18 protein-coding genes and 2 pseudogenes are annotated in these 17,859 nt (G+C 68.5%); 15 read left to right on the top strand and 5 right to left on the bottom strand.

Features of this window, described 5'->3' with window-relative positions:
* From DP107_RS10675 to DP107_RS10660, 4 genes and pseudogenes are all read left to right on the top strand, one after another.
* Positions 1 to 534 (top strand): transcription initiation factor IIB (locus tag DP107_RS10675; protein ID WP_394348538.1); only part of this gene is annotated, 534 nt, incomplete at its 5' end.
* Between the two features lie 237 nt (positions 535 to 771).
* A complete protein-coding gene (locus tag DP107_RS10670; RefSeq protein ID WP_144262145.1) occupies positions 772 to 1,644 on the top strand; it encodes a spondin domain-containing protein in 873 nt (290 codons plus the stop codon).
* 302 nt (positions 1,645 to 1,946) lie between these two features.
* Positions 1,947 to 3,019, top strand: a pseudogene (locus DP107_RS10665) (transposase); the annotation flags it as partial.
* Positions 3,020 to 3,227: 208 nt separating this feature from the next.
* Positions 3,228 to 4,817, top strand: a complete 1,590-nt coding sequence (locus DP107_RS10660) for a succinic semialdehyde dehydrogenase (protein WP_144262144.1) — start codon at positions 3,228 to 3,230, stop codon at positions 4,815 to 4,817.
* A gap of 6 nt (positions 4,818 to 4,823) precedes the next feature.
* Here the strand turns inward: DP107_RS10660 and DP107_RS20035 are convergent, their stop codons facing one another.
* Entirely contained in the window at positions 4,824 to 4,967 is a 144-nt protein-coding gene (locus tag DP107_RS20035) for a hypothetical protein (RefSeq protein ID WP_185977266.1), read from the bottom strand.
* Positions 4,968 to 5,117: 150 nt separating this feature from the next.
* Between DP107_RS20035 and DP107_RS10655 the strand changes: the two genes are divergently transcribed.
* The 5 genes and pseudogenes from DP107_RS10655 (at position 5,118) to DP107_RS10635 (ending at position 9,256) form a co-directional block, all read left to right on the top strand.
* Positions 5,118 to 6,443 (top strand): NRAMP family divalent metal transporter, encoded by a 1,326-nt coding sequence (locus DP107_RS10655; RefSeq protein WP_144262143.1) that lies wholly within the window; start codon positions 5,118 to 5,120, stop codon positions 6,441 to 6,443.
* Positions 6,444 to 6,471: 28 nt separating this feature from the next.
* A complete protein-coding gene (locus DP107_RS10650) occupies positions 6,472 to 7,038 on the top strand; it encodes a hypothetical protein (protein WP_144262142.1) in 567 nt (188 codons plus the stop codon).
* Between the two features lie 43 nt (positions 7,039 to 7,081).
* Complete coding sequence (locus tag DP107_RS10645) at positions 7,082 to 7,795, top strand: helix-turn-helix domain-containing protein (RefSeq protein ID WP_144262141.1); 714 nt, start codon at positions 7,082 to 7,084, stop codon at positions 7,793 to 7,795.
* Between the two features lie 149 nt (positions 7,796 to 7,944).
* Positions 7,945 to 8,831: pseudogene (locus DP107_RS10640) on the top strand (twin-arginine translocation signal domain-containing protein); the annotation flags it as partial.
* Positions 8,832 to 9,076: 245 nt separating this feature from the next.
* Positions 9,077 to 9,256, top strand: a complete 180-nt coding sequence (locus DP107_RS10635; protein WP_144262140.1) for a hypothetical protein — start codon at positions 9,077 to 9,079, stop codon at positions 9,254 to 9,256.
* 55 nt (positions 9,257 to 9,311) lie between these two features.
* On the opposite strand, the gene DP107_RS10630 is transcribed toward DP107_RS10635, so the two are convergent.
* Complete coding sequence (locus DP107_RS10630) at positions 9,312 to 10,901, bottom strand: GMC family oxidoreductase (RefSeq protein WP_144262139.1); 1,590 nt, start codon at positions 10,899 to 10,901, stop codon at positions 9,312 to 9,314.
* 214 nt (positions 10,902 to 11,115) lie between these two features.
* Between DP107_RS10630 and DP107_RS10625 the strand changes: the two genes are divergently transcribed.
* A complete protein-coding gene (locus tag DP107_RS10625; RefSeq protein ID WP_144262138.1) occupies positions 11,116 to 11,352 on the top strand; it encodes a hypothetical protein in 237 nt (78 codons plus the stop codon).
* Positions 11,353 to 11,637: 285 nt separating this feature from the next.
* On the opposite strand, the gene DP107_RS10620 is transcribed toward DP107_RS10625, so the two are convergent.
* The 3 genes from DP107_RS10620 to DP107_RS10610 all read right to left on the bottom strand — a co-directional run bounded on the left by DP107_RS10620 (position 11,638) and on the right by DP107_RS10610 (position 14,177).
* Positions 11,638 to 12,567, bottom strand: coding sequence for a hypothetical protein (locus DP107_RS10620; protein ID WP_185977265.1), 930 nt, complete (start codon positions 12,565 to 12,567; stop codon positions 11,638 to 11,640).
* Between the two features lie 426 nt (positions 12,568 to 12,993).
* Complete coding sequence (locus DP107_RS10615) at positions 12,994 to 13,719, bottom strand: dolichyl-phosphate hexose transferase (protein ID WP_144262136.1); 726 nt, start codon at positions 13,717 to 13,719, stop codon at positions 12,994 to 12,996.
* 152 nt (positions 13,720 to 13,871) lie between these two features.
* On the bottom strand, positions 13,872 to 14,177 hold the full coding sequence (locus DP107_RS10610; RefSeq protein WP_144262135.1) for a hypothetical protein: 306 nt from the start codon (positions 14,175 to 14,177) through the stop codon (positions 13,872 to 13,874).
* Between the two features lie 96 nt (positions 14,178 to 14,273).
* On the opposite strand from DP107_RS10610, the gene DP107_RS10605 reads away from it, so the two are divergent.
* The 5 genes from DP107_RS10605 to DP107_RS10585 all read left to right on the top strand — a co-directional run bounded on the left by DP107_RS10605 (position 14,274) and on the right by DP107_RS10585 (position 17,771).
* A complete protein-coding gene (locus DP107_RS10605; RefSeq protein WP_144262134.1) occupies positions 14,274 to 14,672 on the top strand; it encodes a DUF7124 domain-containing protein in 399 nt (132 codons plus the stop codon).
* A gap of 155 nt (positions 14,673 to 14,827) precedes the next feature.
* Positions 14,828 to 15,307: a DUF5805 domain-containing protein gene (locus DP107_RS10600; protein ID WP_144262133.1), complete on the top strand. Its 480-nt coding sequence runs from the start codon at positions 14,828 to 14,830 to the stop codon at positions 15,305 to 15,307.
* Positions 15,300 to 16,343, top strand: coding sequence for a tyrosine-type recombinase/integrase (locus DP107_RS10595; RefSeq protein ID WP_144262132.1), 1,044 nt, complete (start codon positions 15,300 to 15,302; stop codon positions 16,341 to 16,343). The genes DP107_RS10600 and DP107_RS10595 overlap by 8 nt, the downstream gene beginning before the upstream one ends.
* A gap of 242 nt (positions 16,344 to 16,585) precedes the next feature.
* Positions 16,586 to 17,146 (top strand): magnesium transporter, encoded by a 561-nt coding sequence (locus tag DP107_RS10590; protein ID WP_144262131.1) that lies wholly within the window; start codon positions 16,586 to 16,588, stop codon positions 17,144 to 17,146.
* 55 nt (positions 17,147 to 17,201) lie between these two features.
* On the top strand, positions 17,202 to 17,771 hold the full coding sequence (locus DP107_RS10585; protein ID WP_144262130.1) for a magnesium transporter: 570 nt from the start codon (positions 17,202 to 17,204) through the stop codon (positions 17,769 to 17,771).
* The last annotated feature ends 88 nt before the right edge of the window (positions 17,772 to 17,859 follow it).

Genomic DNA, 17,859 nt, shown 5'->3' with positions numbered 1-17,859 from the left:
CGGATGGCGAGCGCGCTGGGCGTCCCGCGCTCGGTCCGGGAGGTGGCCTCCGTCATCTATCGCCGCGCGCTGGACGAGGACCTCATCCGGGGGCGCTCCATCGAGGGCGTCGCCACCGCCGCGCTGTATGCCGCCTGCCGCCAGGAGGGCATCCCGCGCTCGCTCGACGAGGTCGCCGAGGTGGCCCGCGTCGAGCAGAAGGAGATCGGCCGCACCTACCGCTACGTCGCCCAGGAGCTCTCGCTGGGCCTGGAGCCGGTCGACCCGGTCCAGTACGTCCCCCGCTTCTGTTCCGAGCTCGAACTCTCCGAGGAGGTCGAGCAGAAGACCCGCGAGATCATCGAGGTCACGGCCGAGAAGGGGATGCTCTCGGGGAAGTCCCCGACGGGCTACGCCGCCGCGGCCATCTACGCCGCCTCGCTGCTCTGCAACGAGAAGAAGACCCAGCGCGAGGTCGCCGAGGTCGCGCAGGTGACCGAGGTCACCATCCGGAACCGGTACCAGGAGCAGATCGAGGCGCTGGGCATCCACTGAGACGGCCGCCAGTCCTGCGCTCCGCTCGAACTCCCGATTTCGTGCCCGATACCGATAGTCGCGTCGCCCGTCGGGGTCCGCGCGGTGACCCGGAGAGACGTCGATGACGCGCGGCGACGGTGGGAAAGTGCGGTCGAATTGCGATGGAGTCGTGACGGACCTGACCCGAAGTCGGCACGGTCCTCGGACGGAGTTTGAAAAATCGGTTTTCATGGGTGTTCCGTAGCCGCGACCGTAATGTCGAACGACGACTCAACACGGCGGCGACGGTTCCTGCAGGTTGCCGGGAGCGCCGGTCTCGCCGCGGTCGCGGGCTGTTCGAGCATCGGCGGGTCCGGCGACCAGCCGACGGACGAGCCCACGCCGGACGACGAGATGACCGACGAACCGACACCGACGGACGACGGGATGATGGAGGAGGTCACACTCACGCTGCGGGTGGAGAACGTGGCGCCGACGGACTTCTACGGGTCGGACACGGCGACCGGCGGCCAGATCTGGATCACGCCAGGGGCATACGCGGTCCACACCGGCGACAACCCCATCTTCACGGCTGGCGAGCCAGCTTCTGTCGGGCTGGAGGCGGTGGCCGAAGCGGGGCCGCCGACCGGCTTCCCCGACCAGCCGGGGCTGGTTGATGAACTCCCCGAGGTCGACCGTGTCTCCAGCGTCGGCGCCTTCACACCGTCGGATACGGTCGAGGACCCGAACGACCCGATGGGAGCGGTCCCCGGCGCGCCGCCCATCGCTCCCGGCGGTGCCTTCGAGGTCGAGATGACGGCCTCTCCCGGGCAGCGACTCTCCTTTGCCACGATGTACGTCCCCTCGAACGACCTGTTCCTCGCGCCGGAATCGGCCATCCAGCTGTGGCCCGAGGACGGGGAGCCCGTTCAGGGCGACGTGACCGACGCCGTCGGGCTGTTCGATGCCGGCACGGAGCTGAACGGCCAGCCCGGCGTCGACACGACCGGCGCCCCGGCCCAGGGTGGGAACGGTGGCCCGACCATCGGCGCGACGGAGGGTGTCGTCCATCCAGCCGACATGGTCAACGACGCCTACCGGTACGCCGACCCGAGCGAGGTCATCCGCGTGACGGTGTCGCCGCAGTGAGCTGGTGACCGACGGTCGCCGCGAGGCGGACCGAGCGGCCCGCTGACTGCCGGCCCCCTCCTGTCTACCCCCGGTGTCGTGACCGAACGGTCCGCTCCGTCGCGCTCGGGGCGTGACGTTTCGGTGGAAGCTACTTGATACGACCATCGGGTCGTCCCTCGATCTACCGAGAATCAAGGAGAGAGCCCCGCCGTTCAGGCCGGGGATGAATCCGACCCTACCCTTCGCAGATCACCGTCCAAACGCTCGGCAGGATATCCCACGCTCGAATCCACACGTTCAGCTAACTCCGATCAGATAGGTTGTCTACGGCGAAACGGGTCATCACCCGCAGCTACACTGCCTCCATACGGAACCAGCAACGGGCGTCCGACGGCCTCGACGCCCTCGGGTTCTCAGCCTCGGAACGCTGGAACGTCGGACGGAGGGTTCGTGACCGGGTGTGGTCAGAGATAGGCCGTATTCCCGGTCACAACGAACTCATCTCGTACCTCATCTCACACGAACGCTACGATGACCTGCATTCGCAGTCAAGTCAGCGAGTCCTGTAAGAACTCGGTGAAGCGTTCAACGGCTGGTACGGGAGACGACGCACCGGAGACACGAGAGCCAACCCACCGAACTACCGCAAACACGGGGACGAACACCCGCGAAGCACGGTCACGTCCAGAGCCGCCGGATTCAAACTCGACGCGAAGTGCGAGCGAGGCCGACTCTCGAAGGGCTCCAACCTGAGAGAATACTGGCCGGACGTCATCCTCTGCGAGTACCAACCCGACCCGGCGTTGCCCTCTCCACCGTGGAGAGCGTTCAACAGGTCCGAGCAGTCCGGACTGGTGACGAGTGTGAACTCCACTTCGACTGCAAAGTCGAAATCGAGGTCGCTGAAGCCCCCGGTCAGAAGACGGTGGGTGTTGACCGCATCAACAACCTCGCCGCGCTTGCCTACGAAGACGGTCACGGCGGACTGTACCCGCTCAACTGTCTGAAGCAGGACGACTACCAGTTCAGCAAGCGAACCGCTTGCTGTGACGACTCGGACTCCGAGCAGGCCACACGACTGGATCAGAGGACGCCGGCTCGCCGCACCCACTACCTCCACACGCTCTCGAAACACATCGTCCAGCGGTGTGTTGCCGGAGGAGCTGTGGCGATTGTGGTCGGCGACCGTTCGGGTATCCGCGAAGACGAACGGAGCGGCGAGTCGAAGAACTGGGGGAAGCACGGCAACCTCGACCGTCACTCGTGGGCGTTCGACCGGTTCACGCAGATGCTCGAATACAGGCCCGAGATGGACGGCATCACGGCCGAGCGAGTGTCTGGGCGCGATACGTCGAAGTCGTGTTCGTGCTGTGGGCGGAGAACTGACGCGAATACCGGCTTTCACTCAGGAGAACGATAGGTTCCGTAGTGCCTCGTCGGAACGAGTCAGGGCTCCGCGTCACGTGATGGAGCTACCCTTGCAGGGCCGTCTCGAGGCGCCTGCGACCCGGACAGCCGGTCTGCCGCAGGGACACCCTGTTAAATACAGCCCCGGCTGCCGTGCTACAGATTTAAGAAGCGCGCGGCCCCCTGTACGGTATATGACAGTCAGTGAGCAAGCGGGCGAGTTCGGCCTCGACCGGGCGGAGTCGGACGAGCGCATCGAGGGGCTCGGACGGTACGTCACGCTGGCCGACGGCGTGACCGAGACGTTCGACGTGACCGAGCCGTTCACCGGCGACGTCATCGGGTCGCTGCCGGCGTGCCAGGCGGGCGACATGCGGGCGGCCTTCGAGCGTGCCCGCGAGGCCCAGGCCGAGTGGGCCGAGCGCCCCGTCGCCGAGCGCGAGGAGATCATCCTCGACTTCCACGACCTCGTGCTCGACCACGACGGGGACCTGCTCGACGTCGTCCAGGTCGAGACCGGCAAGTCCCGGAAGCACGCCCACGAGGGCGTGATGGACGTCGCCATCAACGCGCGTCACTACGGCCACCGGGCCGAGGACTACCTCTCGCGCGAGCGACGGAGGGCCGGCGTCGCCGGCGCACAGAAGACGTGGGTGTATCACCAGCCCGTCGGCGTCGTCGGGATGATCACCCCGTGGAACTACCCCCTCTCCCTGACGGCCTCCGACGCTATCCCGGCGCTGCTGGCCGGCAACGCGGTCGTCATCAAGCCCGCGCCGGACACGCCGTACTCGGCGCTGAAGGCCAAGCAGCTGCTGGAGGAGGCCGGCCTCCCGGCGGATCTGTTCCAGATCGTCCCCGGCTTCGGGCCCGAACTGGGCGACCCGCTCATCGAGGAGTGCGACTACTTCGGCTTCACCGGCTCCTCGGAGACCGGCAAACTCGTCGCGTCGAAGGCCGGCGAGCACCTGACGAAGGCCTCCCTGGAGCTGGGTGGCAAGAACCCCGCCATCGTCTGCGAGGACGCGGACATCGACAAGGCCGTCGAGGGGCTCATCCGGGGCTGCTTCACCAACGCCGGCCAAATCTGCATCTCCATCGAGCGCCTCTACGTCCACGAGTCCATCCGCGACGAGTTCCTCGAGCGGTTCGTCGAGGCCACCGAGGCCCTCGACCTCGGCGCGACGTACGACTACTCCGTCGACGTGGGCTGTCTCATCCACGAGGACCACCTGGAGAAGGTCGAGGAGCACGTCGAGGACGCCCGGGCGCGTGGCGCCACCGTCGAGTGCGGCGGCACCGCCCGGCCCGACCTCGGCCCGTCGTTCTACGAGCCCACCGTCCTGACGGACGTGCCCGAGGACGCGCTGGCCTGCTGTGACGAGACGTTCGGCCCCGTCGTCGGCGTCTACGAGTTCTCCGACGAGGAGGCGGCCATCGAGCGCGCCAACGACTCCGAGTACGGCCTCAACGCCTCCGTCTGGACGGAGGACTACGACCGCGGCGTCGACATCGCCTCGCGCATCGAGTGCGGTACCGTCAACATCAACGAGGGGTACGCCGCCGCGTTCGCCTCCATCGACGCCCCGATGGGTGGCATGAAGGACTCCGGTATCGGCCGCCGCCACGGCGACGAGGGTATGATGAAGTACACCGAGTCACAGAACGTGACGCTCCAGAAGGCCGGCACCATGTCGGCGCCGCCGGGCGTGCCGTACGGGCTCTACGCGAAGGGTGTCAACCTCGCGCTGCGCCTCATCGAGAAGGTTCCCGGCGCGAGGTAGCCGAGGTCACTCCCCGTCCGGCAGCCGCACATCGTCGTCGATGAACGACCCACAGGTGAGACAGTACTCGCGTTCCTCCCGCAGTTCGCTCGGTTCGATGATGGCCAGTCGACTCTCCGTCTCGGACTCGCAGGCGGGGCACTGTGTCACAACCGTAGTTGGGGTCGGACGCGATAAACTGGCGGGCGGTGCTGTCCGTCCCGCGCACGGTCGCGGCCGGGCTATCCCGTTCGAACGGGGTGCCACCCTGTGGTACCACCGGGTGTAAAGGGTTAAGGGCAGAAGGTCCGGAGTCCGGGTATGGACACGACAGGGATTCGCAACGGGCTGCGGGGGATGGGGCCGGGCTGGCTAGCCGGAGCCATCGCGGCGGGACCGGCCACTATCGGGTCGCTGGTACTCGCGGCGAGCTTCGGCTACGACCTGCTGTGGGTCGTGCTGTTGTCGGCGCCGGCCGGGTTCATCACCCTGCTGCTGGCCGCTCGGCTGGGAACCGCCACGGAGGAGGGTATCGTCGCGACGGTCGAGGACCGGCTCGGCGACGGCTGGGCCTGGCTGCTGGTCGCGGACACGGTCATCGTCTCGATGGTCGCGCAGCTGCTCATCATGTTCACGCTGGCGACCATCTCCGCCCAGCTGTTCGGGTTCGACGTCCGACTGTGGGGCGTCGCGTGGGCGGTCGTCCTGGCCGCCGGCCTGGCCGGTGGCGGCTACCGGGTTGCCGAGGTGGGCGCGAAGCTCATCGTCACGGCGGTGGTCCTCGTCTTCATCACGACGCTGGTCGTTGTTCCGCCGGAGCCGGCGGCCGCGGTCGACGGGCTGGTCCCCGCCTCGCCCGTCGGCGCCGCGACCGCCATCACGGGCGTTCTGGGCGGCGCCGTCCACGTCACGCTCATCACGATGCATACGTACACGATGCGCGCCCGCAACTGGGACGCCGGGGACTACGCGCTGGCGAAGTTCGACGCCGGCGCGTCGATGCTGGCGGCGTTCGGCCTCTACAGTGTCACCATCTTCCTCGTCCTGGCGGGGACGCTCGGGGGCCAGCAGGTCGCCCCCACGGCCGGCGCGGCGGCGGCGGCCCTCCAGCCGGTCGTCGGGCCGGCGGCGGTGACGCTGTTCCTCGTCGGCATCCTCGGCGCGGCCGTCTCGACGCTGGGCGGCAACACCGTCGTCCCGCCCTTCCTGCTGGCCGACAAGCTCGGCTGGGGGACGACCGTCGAGGACCCGCGCTACCGCGGCCTGCTGGCCGCGACCGCGCTGGTCTCGGCTGCCGGCGCGTTCGTCAGCGGCAACTTCGTCCAGCTGCTGGCGCAGGCCCTGGTCATCGGCGCCGTCGGAACGCCGTTCGCGCTGGCACTCGTGCTCTACCTGCTCCACGGCGACGGCACCGCCGGGCGCCCGTCCACGGCACTGACCGCTGGCGGGCTGGCCGTGTTCGCCATCGTCTCGGTCGCGGCCGGCAACTCCGTCCGCGAGATGGCGGTCGGGCTGACCGAGGAGGTCACCGCTGTCGGCGCGCTGTCGGTCGCGTTCGCCATCGCCGTCGCGGCGGCGACCGTCGCCATCGGCGTGAAGTTCCTCGTCCGGCAGCGCGAGTCGCCGGCTGGCGAGCCGGCGGACTGATGCCCCGCTCGCGCGTGGTGGCCCGACCGTGACCGACACCGGTCCCGGTCCCCTCGCGCCCGGCGTTCCCGCCGACGGCGTCACGCTGTTGACGGGGCCCTCCAACGCCGGGAAGACCCGCCGGACCGCGACCGCGCTCCGGACCTACGTCGCGCGACACGGTCGGGCGGGCGTGGTCGTCCTGGAGTTCGCGCCCACGGTCGTCCGCGACGGACGGGTGCTCGGCGGCCGGCTCGATCGGTTCGAGGTCCCGCGCGTCGACTGGGTGGGTCGGCTGATGGCGCATGCGCCCCGGGCCGAAAGCGACGGTGATTCAGCGGCGCTCGAACTCGCACGGGCGAACGAGCGCAACGCCGCCCGGCTGCTGAGGGCGATGCCGTCGACCCGTGCGGTGTTCGTCAACGACGCGACCATCCCGTTCCAGGCGTCAGGGGACCCCTCGGCGCTGCTGGCCGCGTGTACGGACGCGTCGCCCGTCGTCTGTAACGCGTTCGACGGCGACCTCGGTGAGGGCTCCGTTTCCGACGGCGAGCGGGCGGCGCTGTCGGGACTGGTCGACTGGGCCGACCGACAGGTCCGGCTGAACGGGACGTAAGCGGCCATGAACGCTTTTATTACGGCGGTTCCACCTGCCAACAGTGTCTTCGCCCGCGTCCTCTGACCCGCTCGCGAACTCGAACGCGGTCCACGCACGGGTCGTCGTCCGTCCGGTCCGGGACTGCCCGGTGACGCGGCTAGCCGGGGAGTTCGGGATCCGTGAACTCGTCACGCCCGGCGAACCCGACCGGGCGCCGCAGGTGGTCGTTGAGTCCGTGCCGGAGGAGCGACTGGTCTCGCTGGGGGCGCACCCCATCGTCCGCGCCGGCGACGGCACCGTCTGTCGGCTACCCTCGCTCGCCCGTACCGACGGGGAGGCCACGGCCTGCGGCCACGGGAGCTGTCTGGCGCACGGCTTCGGGTTCCTCCCTATCGACCCGTACCACATGCGCTGGGAGGGCGACGTCCTCCGGTGCTCGTTCGCGGCGCTCGACACTCGCGAGATCGAACGAGTCATCGGGGCGTTCGGGCACGCCGACTACGTGGTCGAACTGGAGCAGCTCATCCGGGCCGGCGACGGTTCGCCGGATGGCATCTCGGCGGCCTCCGAGACGGTGCTGCTCGATATCGACGAGCTGACCGACCGCCAGCGCGAGGTCGCCCGGGCGGCGGTCGAGCGGGGCTACTTCGACACGGACGGCCCGTCGGCCGCCGACATCGCGGAGGAACTCGGCATCGCGAAGGCGACCCTCTCCGAGCACCTCCGGGTGGTCCAGTCCGAACTGGTCCGGCAGGCGTTCGACCCGCCGGAGTGACGGATCTCCGTTCTCGGAACTTCTCTCTGGTACATAGACTGTCCCGAGTGACGGGACAGTCCCGGCAGACGTTACAACATTCTGACAAAAAGGGCCGAACTATTCGCCAGCGAGGCGATACCCTCGAGGCCGGAAGTGTGGGGTGGACTATGACTCCCTACCCCACCCGACGACGGTTCCTGAAGTCGAGCGGTGCGGCGGTCGCGGCGCTCGCGGTCGGCACCGGCGCGGCGGTGGCCGATGAGGACGGCTGGACGGTTGCCGAGACGCCGACCGGTGGTACGCTGTACGACGTCGCGCGGACGGCGAACAGCATCTATGCCGTCGGCACTGGCGGCGTCGTCCTCCGACGCGACGCCGCCGGCTGGACGAAGGTGTTGGACGGCGGTCCCACCGGTAACGGGAACGACCTGTACGGGGCCGACGTCACCGACGACGGCGAGGCGCTCTGGTTCGTCGGCGCGTCCGGGGCCATCGGTGAGTACGACGTCGTCTCGGGGGTGCTCGACGACCACTCCGCCCCGATGGACGTGACGAACAACTTCAACGATGTCAGCGTGCGCGGGGCACCCGGTAGCGCCAACGTCTACGTGGCGGGCGACTCGGGGAAGATCTACAGCTCCTTCGACGACGGCGAGACGGGTACCTGGGACTACACGACCCCGGGCAGCGGCTCCAATCTCAACGCTATCGACTTCTTCGGTGGCCGCGAGGGCCACGCCGTCGACGGGAACACGACCGTCTCCCGAACGGACGACGGCGGTACCTACGAGGGGATCGGCGTCGCCGACGCCGACAGCGACTTCTCGGGGTCGATTCGGACGGCTTCGACGACGTGACCGTCGTCGGCGGGGGCGGTACCGTCCTGGAGTGGGACGGCGCGAAGTGGGTTCGCACGGACCTGGGCGACTCGTGGGAGGACGTCGAGGTCGCCGACGTCGCGTACACGGTTGGCGGCGGCGGTGCCATCTTCCGCCGTGACGGCGGGACGTGGGCCCAGGAGGCCACCCCCATCGACGAGGACCTCCGGGCCGTTCCCGACGACTCCATCCCTCCGCGCCTCCGTTCCGTGCTGACTCGTTTCCCGTCCGCGCTCGTCCTCCGGTTCACCCTCCTCCCGGGACACACGACTCACACCCGGGAAGGGGAGCCGGAACGGCTCGCCGACAGCGACTGGCCGGGTCCACACGTCGGCTCTACCGGTCGCGTGACCGGCCCTTCTTGTGGTTCGGTAACATTTAACAGTATCTGGCGGTAACCTTCGGCAGCGAGGTACGCACGATGACGACGACCGGGACCCGTGGTGACGGATCGCGCCCGACCCTTGGCATCGACGCCGTCTCCCTGCGGCGGTTCGTCGACGTCGAGACGGAGGCGGGCGACCTGCTCATCTACGACCGGGATGACGAGGACGCGTGGGTCCAGTCCGACCTCCGAGTTCCCCGCGCGGCGATGGTCTGAGCCGAGCTCCGGTTCCGAACTCGCCGGCAGGACGGGCTGCGGAGCCAATGGGCGCCTACCGATCCCGGATGAGGTCGGCGGCTCGCTCGGCGATGGCGATGGTCGGCGCGTTCGTGTTGCCGCCGGTGATGGTCGGCATGATGGAGGCGTCGACGACACGGAGGCCGTCAAGCCCGTGGACGCGGAGTTCGTCGTCCACGACCGCGTCGTCACCGCTCCCCATCCGGCAGGTGCCGACCGGGTGGTAGACGGTGTGGGAGGTCTCGCGGACGTGCTCGACCAGCTCCGCCTCGGTCGTCCGCCCCTCGCCGGGCCACACCTCGTCGCCGCGGACGTCGTCGAACGGCTCGGCCCGAGCGATCTCCCGGGCCTGCCGGACCCCCTCGACCAGGGCGTCCATGTCGGCCTGTTCGCCCAGATAGTTCGGGTCGATCTCCGGATCGTCGGACGGGTCCGCCGACGCCAGTCGGATCTCGCCGCGGCTCTCCGGTCGGAGCTGGGTCACCCCGATGGAGAACCCGCGGCCCTCGTCGGGGTTGTCGAACCCGTGGCGCATGTAGTAGCCCGGCGCGAAGTGGAACTGTAGGTCCGGCGCATCGAGGTCCCCCGCCGTGCGGACGAAACCGCCGGACTCGGCGACGTTGGAGGTGAGCCGGCCCCGCTTGGCGCCGAAGTAGAGCGCGAGGTCGATGGGCCCGCCTGCGTCGTCCAGGGTGGAATGCCAGCCGCTCTCGCACTCGTAGACCACGAACGAGAACAGGTGGTCCTGAAGATGCTGGCCGACCGGCAGGTCCTGTTCGACCGTAATATCGTGCTTGCGGAGGTGATCGGCCGGGCCGATTCCCGATAGCATCAACAGCTTGGGGGAGTCGACCGCGCCCGCCGACACCAGCACCTCCTCGCTCGCGTCCGCGCGAACACGACCCTCGTCGGCCTCGAACTCGACGCCGGTCGCGCGGTCGCCGTCGAGCACGACGCGGGTCGCCCGCGCGCCGGTCCGGGTCGTCAGGTTCGGCCGGTCGAGCACCGGCTTCAGGTAGCCGGCCGCGGTACTGTGGCGCTGGCCCTCCTTCTGAGTGAGGTGGTAATGGCCAACGCCCTCCTGCTGGGCGCCGTTGAAATCGTCGTTGCGCTCGTGGCCGACCGCGGCGGCCGCGTCCACGAACGCCTGCGAGAGGTTGCGGGGCGAGCGTGGCTCACTCACCGCCAGCGGCCCGTCCGTCCCGTGGTACTCCGCGGCGCCGGGGCGGAAGTCCTCGGCCCGCTCGAAGTACGGCAACATGTCGTCGTACCCCCAGCCGCCGTTGCCACGGCTCGCCCACTCGTCGTAGTCCGCGGCGTGACCACGGATGTAGATCATCGCGTTGAGGCTGGAGGAGCCGCCCAGCGTCTTCCCGCGGGGCCAGTAGAGCTCCTGGCCGTTCATCTCCGGCTGGGGCTCCGTGTCGTAGTCCCAGTCGGGCTCCCCGTGGAACAGTTCGGAGAAGGCTGCAGGGATATGGATCTCCCGCTGGTCGTCCGGGTCGCCGGCCTCCAGCAGGAGGACCGTGTTCTGGTCGTCCGCGCTCAGTCGGTTGGCGAGCACACAGCCCGCGGACCCGGCGCCGACAACGATGTAGTCGTAGGTGGCCGTTCGTGGCGGCATGGTCTCATCGCATGCGGGAGGGGCATAACCGTTCGGCCATGGCCGGTCTCCAGGCCCGGCGACACCGCCCTGGTGGGAGACGGGGCGACGGTCGCGCTCGTCAGCCCGGCGGCTGCCGCGCGCGACGGCCACAGTTCAACCACCGGGCAGCTTCGGCAGCAGTAGGATGAGGAACGGACGTTCAGGAACGCGTATGGAAGGGGGATTCGCCTGTGTGGGATGCGACCAGCTGTTCGAGGACCGGCCCGAGTCCTGCCCGGAGTGTGGTACCGAGGCGCTCGACCCGTTGACGTTCAGCGAGTACCGGTCCCGGCGCCGGGCCGGCGAGGAGCTGATGACGGAATCCACGTCCGGTCGCGTCCGGACCGCCGTGTTGCTCGTCCTCGCACTCGGGCTGATTGGCGTCGGCGTCGCCGCCATCGGTCTCGGGGCGACCGCGATGGTGTTCTGAGCCCGACATTCCGGTCCCCGCCGTGCCCTCCGGCACACGAGCTCGCCTCTCGCGGCGTCCCGGTGGTGGCAACAGCTATATACCGGTCCGCCGGGCGGGTCGTCATGCCGTGTTCCCCGACCGGCCGGTGTCGGGCCCCACAGTTGGGGAGTAAGCGGGTTCCCCCCACCGACTCTGCCGGTGTCGCCGCGGCTGTCGGGCGAGCGGTCGACGGACGGCACCACTCGGACCGACCACGGTGAACTCCGCAGATACGGATATCTCGTGGGCGTCCGGTCCCCGCGATCAGTTGAACACGAACGACACGCCGAACTGGTTGAGATGCCAGGGTCCGGGGTAGACACCCCAGGTCTGGTCGTCGTAGTGGTACGCGCCGACGAAGGAGATCTGATCCTCCATCCCGAGAACCGACTGGATCCGGTTGAGCTGGCCCTCGCTCTGTTCGTAATCCTCGGACTCGCCCACGAACGGGACCGGCCCATCCTCGAGGGGGTCGTCACCGAGCGGATTGAAGCCGGGCACGCCGCTCAGCCGGCCGCCCTCGTTGACCCGGTCGATACTACCGTTTCCGTTCTCGTCGGTCGTGAAGGCGTTCTCGGAATCCCCCGGCCCACCGAACTTCTGACCGAGGTTGTGGAACCCGACCAGACCGTTACCCGCGGGGCTGACGAACGGGTTATCCTGGAACCGCTCGTCGTTCGGATCCTTCAACGACGCGAACTTGACGACCCAGACGGTGTACTGTGCGTTCGGGATGGCGTTCTCGACCTCGATGGTGATCCGGGTGCCGCCGTCCCCATCGGAACTCTCGGGAACCATCGGACCGACACTCGCCGTTCCACCAGTCCCCGCCACGTCGCTCCATCGCAGTGGCGGCCACGGCGCATCGTAGTCCGTATCCCCGGTTCCGCGGGTGTACCCTTCGGGGGGCTTCACCACCAACTGTCGCGAGTCGTTCAGGGACGGGAACAGCGTGTTGTCGTACTGGTCGTCGGCCTCGACGAACCTGTCGAGCGGGATCGATACAGGGCCCGTATCGAAGACGAGTTCATCACCTTCCGGAACGCGCTCGCCCTGCGCGTTCGTCACGAATGCCGGGTTCGTGACGGCGCCGATCTCTCCGGTACTCCTCGGTGACCCTCCGCGTCCGCCGCCCTCGTCCTGCACCGCGACGGTCGGCCCCGCGAGTCCGGCAAGTCCGAGCATCCCGGCCATCGACATGGCACCGCGGCGCGATACCGACCGTAGTTCCTCCTCGTTCCCACCGCGAGTTGACTCCCCGCTTGGCATTGCGAAAGGTAAGTGTCGCGATTGGTTCTTACATCCATCTCGGCTGTCCGTGACTGCTGAACACTCACTCCGAGTATGCAATCCGTCGATACTCACCCCTCTCGGGCCATCACCACGTATCGGTCGGGACGTATGTTCGGTTCGATGATATGATCTGGCGCCCCCGCGAGGTCCCGTCGACCTCAGACCGTGGCCGCCCCTGATCTCGGGCGGGCGGGGAACAGGACGCGTCAGGGGGTCGCGTCGCTTCGATTTTGGTATAGCGATATACGGTTTACGAGTTCGCGGTCGAACACGGCCTCAACGGAGGAGCGGGCAAACGCGTGAGAGAGACGGGTGCGACCGACCCGGTTACCGGAACCGCTCGGCGAGCGAGACTGCCACGATGGATTTCAGGATCTCCGCACCGCCCTGGATGGGGTCGAGCTTCGTCTCGCCCGCGCGCTCGGCGTACGTGATCGGCTCCTCGCGGACCTCGTACCCCCGCATCAGCGGGCGGATGAGCAGCTCCGCGGAGAGGCCGGTGTTCTCCGTCCACTCGATCTTCTCGATGACCTCTCGGCGGTACGCGCGCATCCCGGTCGTCGTGTCGTGGACACGCTCGCCCATCAGGGCGGACGCGAGGGCGGCGAACGCGGCGTTGCCCAAGCGGTTGAAGGCTGGCATGGCGTCGGCGCCGTAGTAGAGGCGGTCGCCCGAGACCACGTCATACCCCTGGCTGATGAGGTCCAGGAACTCCGGGAGCGCCTCCATGGGGTAGGTGTCGTCGCAGTCCGTCGTCACGATGACGGGGCGAGAGGCCGACAACAGCGCCTCTCGGACGGCCACGCCGTACCCCTGGGGTTCCTGCTCGATGACCGTCGCACCGTGTTCACGCGCGATCTTGGGCGTCCCGTCATCTGAGCCGTCGACACAGACGACCTCCGCACGGCCGTCGGTCACGCGCTCGATGTCCTCGAGCACCGTCCCGATGGCGGCCTCCTCGTTGTACGTGCCCATCACGACGCTCAGGTCGTCGAAGGTGAACGCCGTCGAGTCCCGGTCCGCGGTGACATCGGTCGCCCGCTGGTGGCTCATACTGCCGTGTTCCCGGGCGGATACTTGAGTTTTTAGGTTCGCCAAAAGTGGGTTCGGGTAGCCGTTTCCCGGCTGTATCGCCGGTTACTGAAGTCACTATCGGACTGTGCGGTGGAGACGGATATTACGCGGTAACCGTACGGGTACGCCGGTTATCGCAGATCGGCCGCGCCGGGTTCGATCTCCTCGCGGTGGCGATCCGCCTCGGCGCAGGCCGTCCCGGGCGGTCGCTCGGAGCGACGCGTGCTGTGCTCCGAGCCGGTCTCACCGCCGTCGGTGCGCGTCGTGTGGGTCGTCGGGTCGGTCATCATCGGAACCATCGGGGCTGTATGATCGGTGTTCTGCATCGTGTCTGGTGGGTCAGTGTACGTTCGCGCGTCGATGCCGCTGCGGCCGTCGGGCGGAGGATCAGTTGCGTACGGGTACAGCGAGCATCGTTCGTGTTCCTCGAAATGCACCCATCCATCATAAACGTTCATGTCAGAACAGGGGTTGCCGCCGGTCCCGCGGGCGAGGTCGCTACGCTTAGGCCCGTCCGGTTGCTACATACGGATGTGGCGACAGGACTGACGTTAGCGTTCGACCTGGCGGCGCTGCGTCGGGTCACGGACCCGGCGGGGACTGTCGCGGACGCCCGGCGCTGGAGCGAGCACGTCGGCGTGGTCACCGACCAGCCGCCGCACGTGCTCACGAAGTTCACGCGCGAGCACGCGGTCGAGAACGACTTTCCGCCGGAGCCGGCTCCCGCCGCCGAGACGCTCGAGCACATGCGGACCCACCACGATACGGAGCGCTACGTGCTCGTCGTCCCGGACGATGCCCTCCCGACCGCCGAGGGCTGGGAACGCCTCCCGCTCTCGGAGGCCGCCGAGCGGGCCGACTGGGAGCTGGGCGACTCCACGGCCTCCGAGTCCGACGCACCGACGGTCGAGGACGATTCCGACTGGCCATGAGTTATCGTCGTATCTGAGTCGGGTATCGGACCATGCCTCGTTTTCGCCGATATACGCCCCCGGAGCCCCGGTCTGATGCTATCACGGAGGATGATAAGGCCACTTATCGTCGCGTCTGACGCAGATTGAAGTGGCGTCCACGCAACTGGTTGTCCATGAGTAGCGACGGGGTCGAAACCGAACGGGTCTCGGTGAGCACCTACGTCCCGGCGTACCAGCGCGCGACCTGGGCGACCGAGGCCGAGTCGATGGGTGTGAGCCGCAGCGAGTACGTACGGCTGATGGTTCAGGCCGGCCGCCGGAGCTTCGATCTGGATGGAACGGGCGGGAGTGGGCCTCAGATATCCGGATCAGGGCACCCGGCGGACGGCATGGAACCGGATGATGAAACGGTTACTGACCACAACCCCGGAGAGGGCCGCGAAGCCGACCCTGCCCCCCAGGGTGACGGCCTCCAAGAGCGCGTCCTCGAGCTTCTGGAACCGGACGGCCATCTCGGTTGGGACGAGCTCGTCGCCGGCCTGACTGCCGACATCGAGGACCGGCTGGAGGCGGCGCTGGACGATCTCCAGTCCGCCGGCCGGGTCAGGCACAGCGGTCGCCACGGCGGGTACACGGTGGTCGAGGATGAGTGAGGCCCGGTCCGGCGAGGTGGCGGCCGTCGAGGACCCGGTCGGGTACTTCCTCGAGGACCTGACCTACCACGGCAAGACCGAGCGAACCCGTGACGCCTACGAGCGGGTCCTCCGCTCGGCGGAGCGGTTCATGAGCGAGCGCGGGACCACACTCGCCGACGCTGACCGGCGCGACTGTATGGCCTGGGTCCACCGGCTCCGTGGGGAGTACGCGGACAGTACGGTCGCCTCCTACGCCTCCTACCTCCACCGGTTCTACGGGTACATGGTCGAGGTCGGCACCTTCGGTCGGAACCCGATGGCGCTGGTGACCGACGAGATGGACGAGACTATCGATACGGATCCCGCACGCCGGGAGATCGGCCTCCCACGGATGCGTGCGTTCGTCGGCGACATCGAGCATCCACTGGAGCACGCGGTGGTCCTCACGCTTTTGAAGACCGGGATGCGGGTCGGCGAGTGCTGTAATCTGGACCTCCGGGACGTCTCGCTGACGGACCCCGAGGTCCGCGGGACGTACGACATCCCGCCGCGTGGCGGCCTCGACGGCCGTCCGGCCTCCATCTACGTCGCCAGCGGCCCGTCCCGCGGCGAGACGTACAACGGCGAGGAACGGGGGGCCTCGAACAAGCGCAAGCGCGACACGGTCGTTCCCGTCGACGACGAGCTCGCGGGGGCGCTCAAGCGATGGCTCGCGGTCCGCCCGGACGCCAAGTCCTCCGCGGAGCCGCTCTTCTGCAGCACGAAGGACGAGTGGGGCGCTCGCCTCACCCCGAAGATGGTCCGCTCGTTCGTCACGGACCATGCCCGCGAGGCCGGCTGGTACCAGGCCGGTGGCGGCGCCGAGGAGAACGTCACACCCCACTACTTCCGGCACTTCTTCACCACCCACCTCCGGGACCGGACGGGTGACCGCGGCGTCGTGAAGTATCTCCGCGGGGACGTCGCCCAGGACATCATCGACACCTACACGCACAACTGGGGCGACCGCGTGCGCGAGGTGTACGAGGCCAATATCTACTCGCTTCGGGAGTGACCGGTGTCGGCCCGCTGTCGCCTGCCGGACTCGTACACCGTATATCGCTATACCGAATCGACGGCGCGGTCGCATGGACGGCCCCTGCGGAATCACCCGCACACACCCGCTACCCCTGACTCCGGCCGACCCCCGGAGGTTAAGCCGCTGCTGTGTCACGCGTTCGGTATGTGCCAGGGCGGCCCCGACCCGACCGCGTCCGCCCTCGGGAACGCCCGCCGGCTCCCGCGGGTAGCCTGAGCATGGCCGAGAGCTGGTCCGTGCCCTCGATAACGAGAGCGCTCCTCCCCATCCTGCTCGCGCTGACCGCGCTGGAGCTGGTCGGCGGGCTGACGCTCGGCTCGTTCGAGGTGACGCTGCTGCAGTACCCCACGCTGCTCGTGCTGGTCCCGGTGATGATCGGGACCGCCGGTAACCTGGGGAGCATCCTGTCGGCGCGCATGTCGACCGCGTTCCATCTGGGCCTGCTCAGCTTCGACCCGACCGACGAGAAGCTGCTGGGCAACACCATCACGACCGTGCTGCTCGCGGTGAGCGTGTTCCCGGCGGTCGGCGCCGGTGGCTGGGCCATCGTCGCAGTGACTGGCGACCCGCAGCTCTCCGTCTGGCGCGTTGTGGCCGTCGCACTCGCCAGCGGACTGATACTCGCGGTGCTCGCCATCGTCGTCACCGTCGTCGCCACCTACACCGCCTACCGGGCCGAACTCGACCCCGACGACGTCGTCATCCCCGTCGTCACGAACGTCTGCGACGTGCTCGGCGTCCTGGTGCTGTTCGCTGTCGTCCAGCTGCTCGTCCCCTGACCCCGGGAGTGACCACGCTTTTTGTCTAGTTCCCCGTACGGCCTCGCGTCGTCGCATGTCAGTCCGCTCCGTCGTCTCGAACGCCTACCGCAGCGCGCTCCCGGTCGTCATGCTGAGCGCCGTCGGCGGGCTGCTCGCGGGCACCATCCTCGGCGGGATGGACACGGAGCTGCGGACCGTCCGGGGCCTGCTCGTCATGGTCCCGGCCTTCCTCGCCATCCGCGGGAGCGTCTACGGCTCGCTCGGGTCCCGGCTCTCCAGCGCGCTCCACCAGGGGCTCATCGAGCCGATCTTCGAGCCGAACGAGCGGCTGGTGAACGCGGTCCTCGCCGCGCTGCTCAACGGCCTCGCCGCCAGCTTGGCCGCGGCCCTGCTCACGTTCGGCATCCTCTCGGTTCTCGACACGTCGGTCGCCCCGCTCCGGGTGCTCGTCTTCATCGCGCTCCTCGGGGGCGCACTGGCGGGCGTCGCGCTGACGGTGGTCATCGTCGTCGTGGTGTTCGTCGGCTACCGGCGCGGGATGAACCCCGACGACCTCGTCGGCCCGGCGATGACGACCGCCGGCGACATCTTCGGGATGGCCTCGCTGTTCGTCGCGACGAGGGCCGCCATCGCACTCCTGTGATGGCGCGAGCGGGCCGCTCCACCCGAATCCGCCGACCCAGGGGCGGGTCGTTACGCGGGAATCGTATCGGTCGAGCCAGGCATACGCT

It is taken from the genome of Haloglomus irregulare (assembly GCF_007421925.1).
Classification (GTDB): domain Archaea; phylum Halobacteriota; class Halobacteria; order Halobacteriales; family Haloarculaceae; genus Haloglomus; species Haloglomus irregulare.
The sequence above is the reverse complement of the archived record's forward strand: the minus strand, read 5'-3'. Positions and strand labels throughout refer to the sequence as shown.

Excerpts from the sequence above, each read along its gene's own strand:
- DP107_RS10590 (WP_144262131.1), top strand. The coding sequence starts at position 16,586 with ATGGCCGAGAGCTGGTCCGTGCCCTCGATAACGAGAGCGCTCCTCCCC.
- DP107_RS10615 (WP_144262136.1), bottom strand. The coding sequence starts at position 13,719 with ATGAGCCACCAGCGGGCGACCGATGTCACCGCGGACCGGGACTCGACG.
- DP107_RS10600 (WP_144262133.1), top strand. The coding sequence starts at position 14,828 with ATGAGTAGCGACGGGGTCGAAACCGAACGGGTCTCGGTGAGCACCTAC.
- DP107_RS10620 (WP_185977265.1), bottom strand. The coding sequence starts at position 12,567 with ATGGCCGGGATGCTCGGACTTGCCGGACTCGCGGGGCCGACCGTCGCG.
- DP107_RS10655 (WP_144262143.1), top strand. The coding sequence starts at position 5,118 with ATGGACACGACAGGGATTCGCAACGGGCTGCGGGGGATGGGGCCGGGC.
- DP107_RS10670 (WP_144262145.1), top strand. The coding sequence starts at position 772 with ATGTCGAACGACGACTCAACACGGCGGCGACGGTTCCTGCAGGTTGCC.
- DP107_RS10635 (WP_144262140.1), top strand. The coding sequence starts at position 9,077 with ATGACGACGACCGGGACCCGTGGTGACGGATCGCGCCCGACCCTTGGC.
- DP107_RS10585 (WP_144262130.1), top strand. The coding sequence starts at position 17,202 with ATGTCAGTCCGCTCCGTCGTCTCGAACGCCTACCGCAGCGCGCTCCCG.
- DP107_RS10595 (WP_144262132.1), top strand. The coding sequence starts at position 15,300 with ATGAGTGAGGCCCGGTCCGGCGAGGTGGCGGCCGTCGAGGACCCGGTC.
- DP107_RS10660 (WP_144262144.1), top strand. The coding sequence starts at position 3,228 with ATGACAGTCAGTGAGCAAGCGGGCGAGTTCGGCCTCGACCGGGCGGAG.
- DP107_RS10630 (WP_144262139.1), bottom strand. The coding sequence starts at position 10,901 with ATGCCGCCACGAACGGCCACCTACGACTACATCGTTGTCGGCGCCGGG.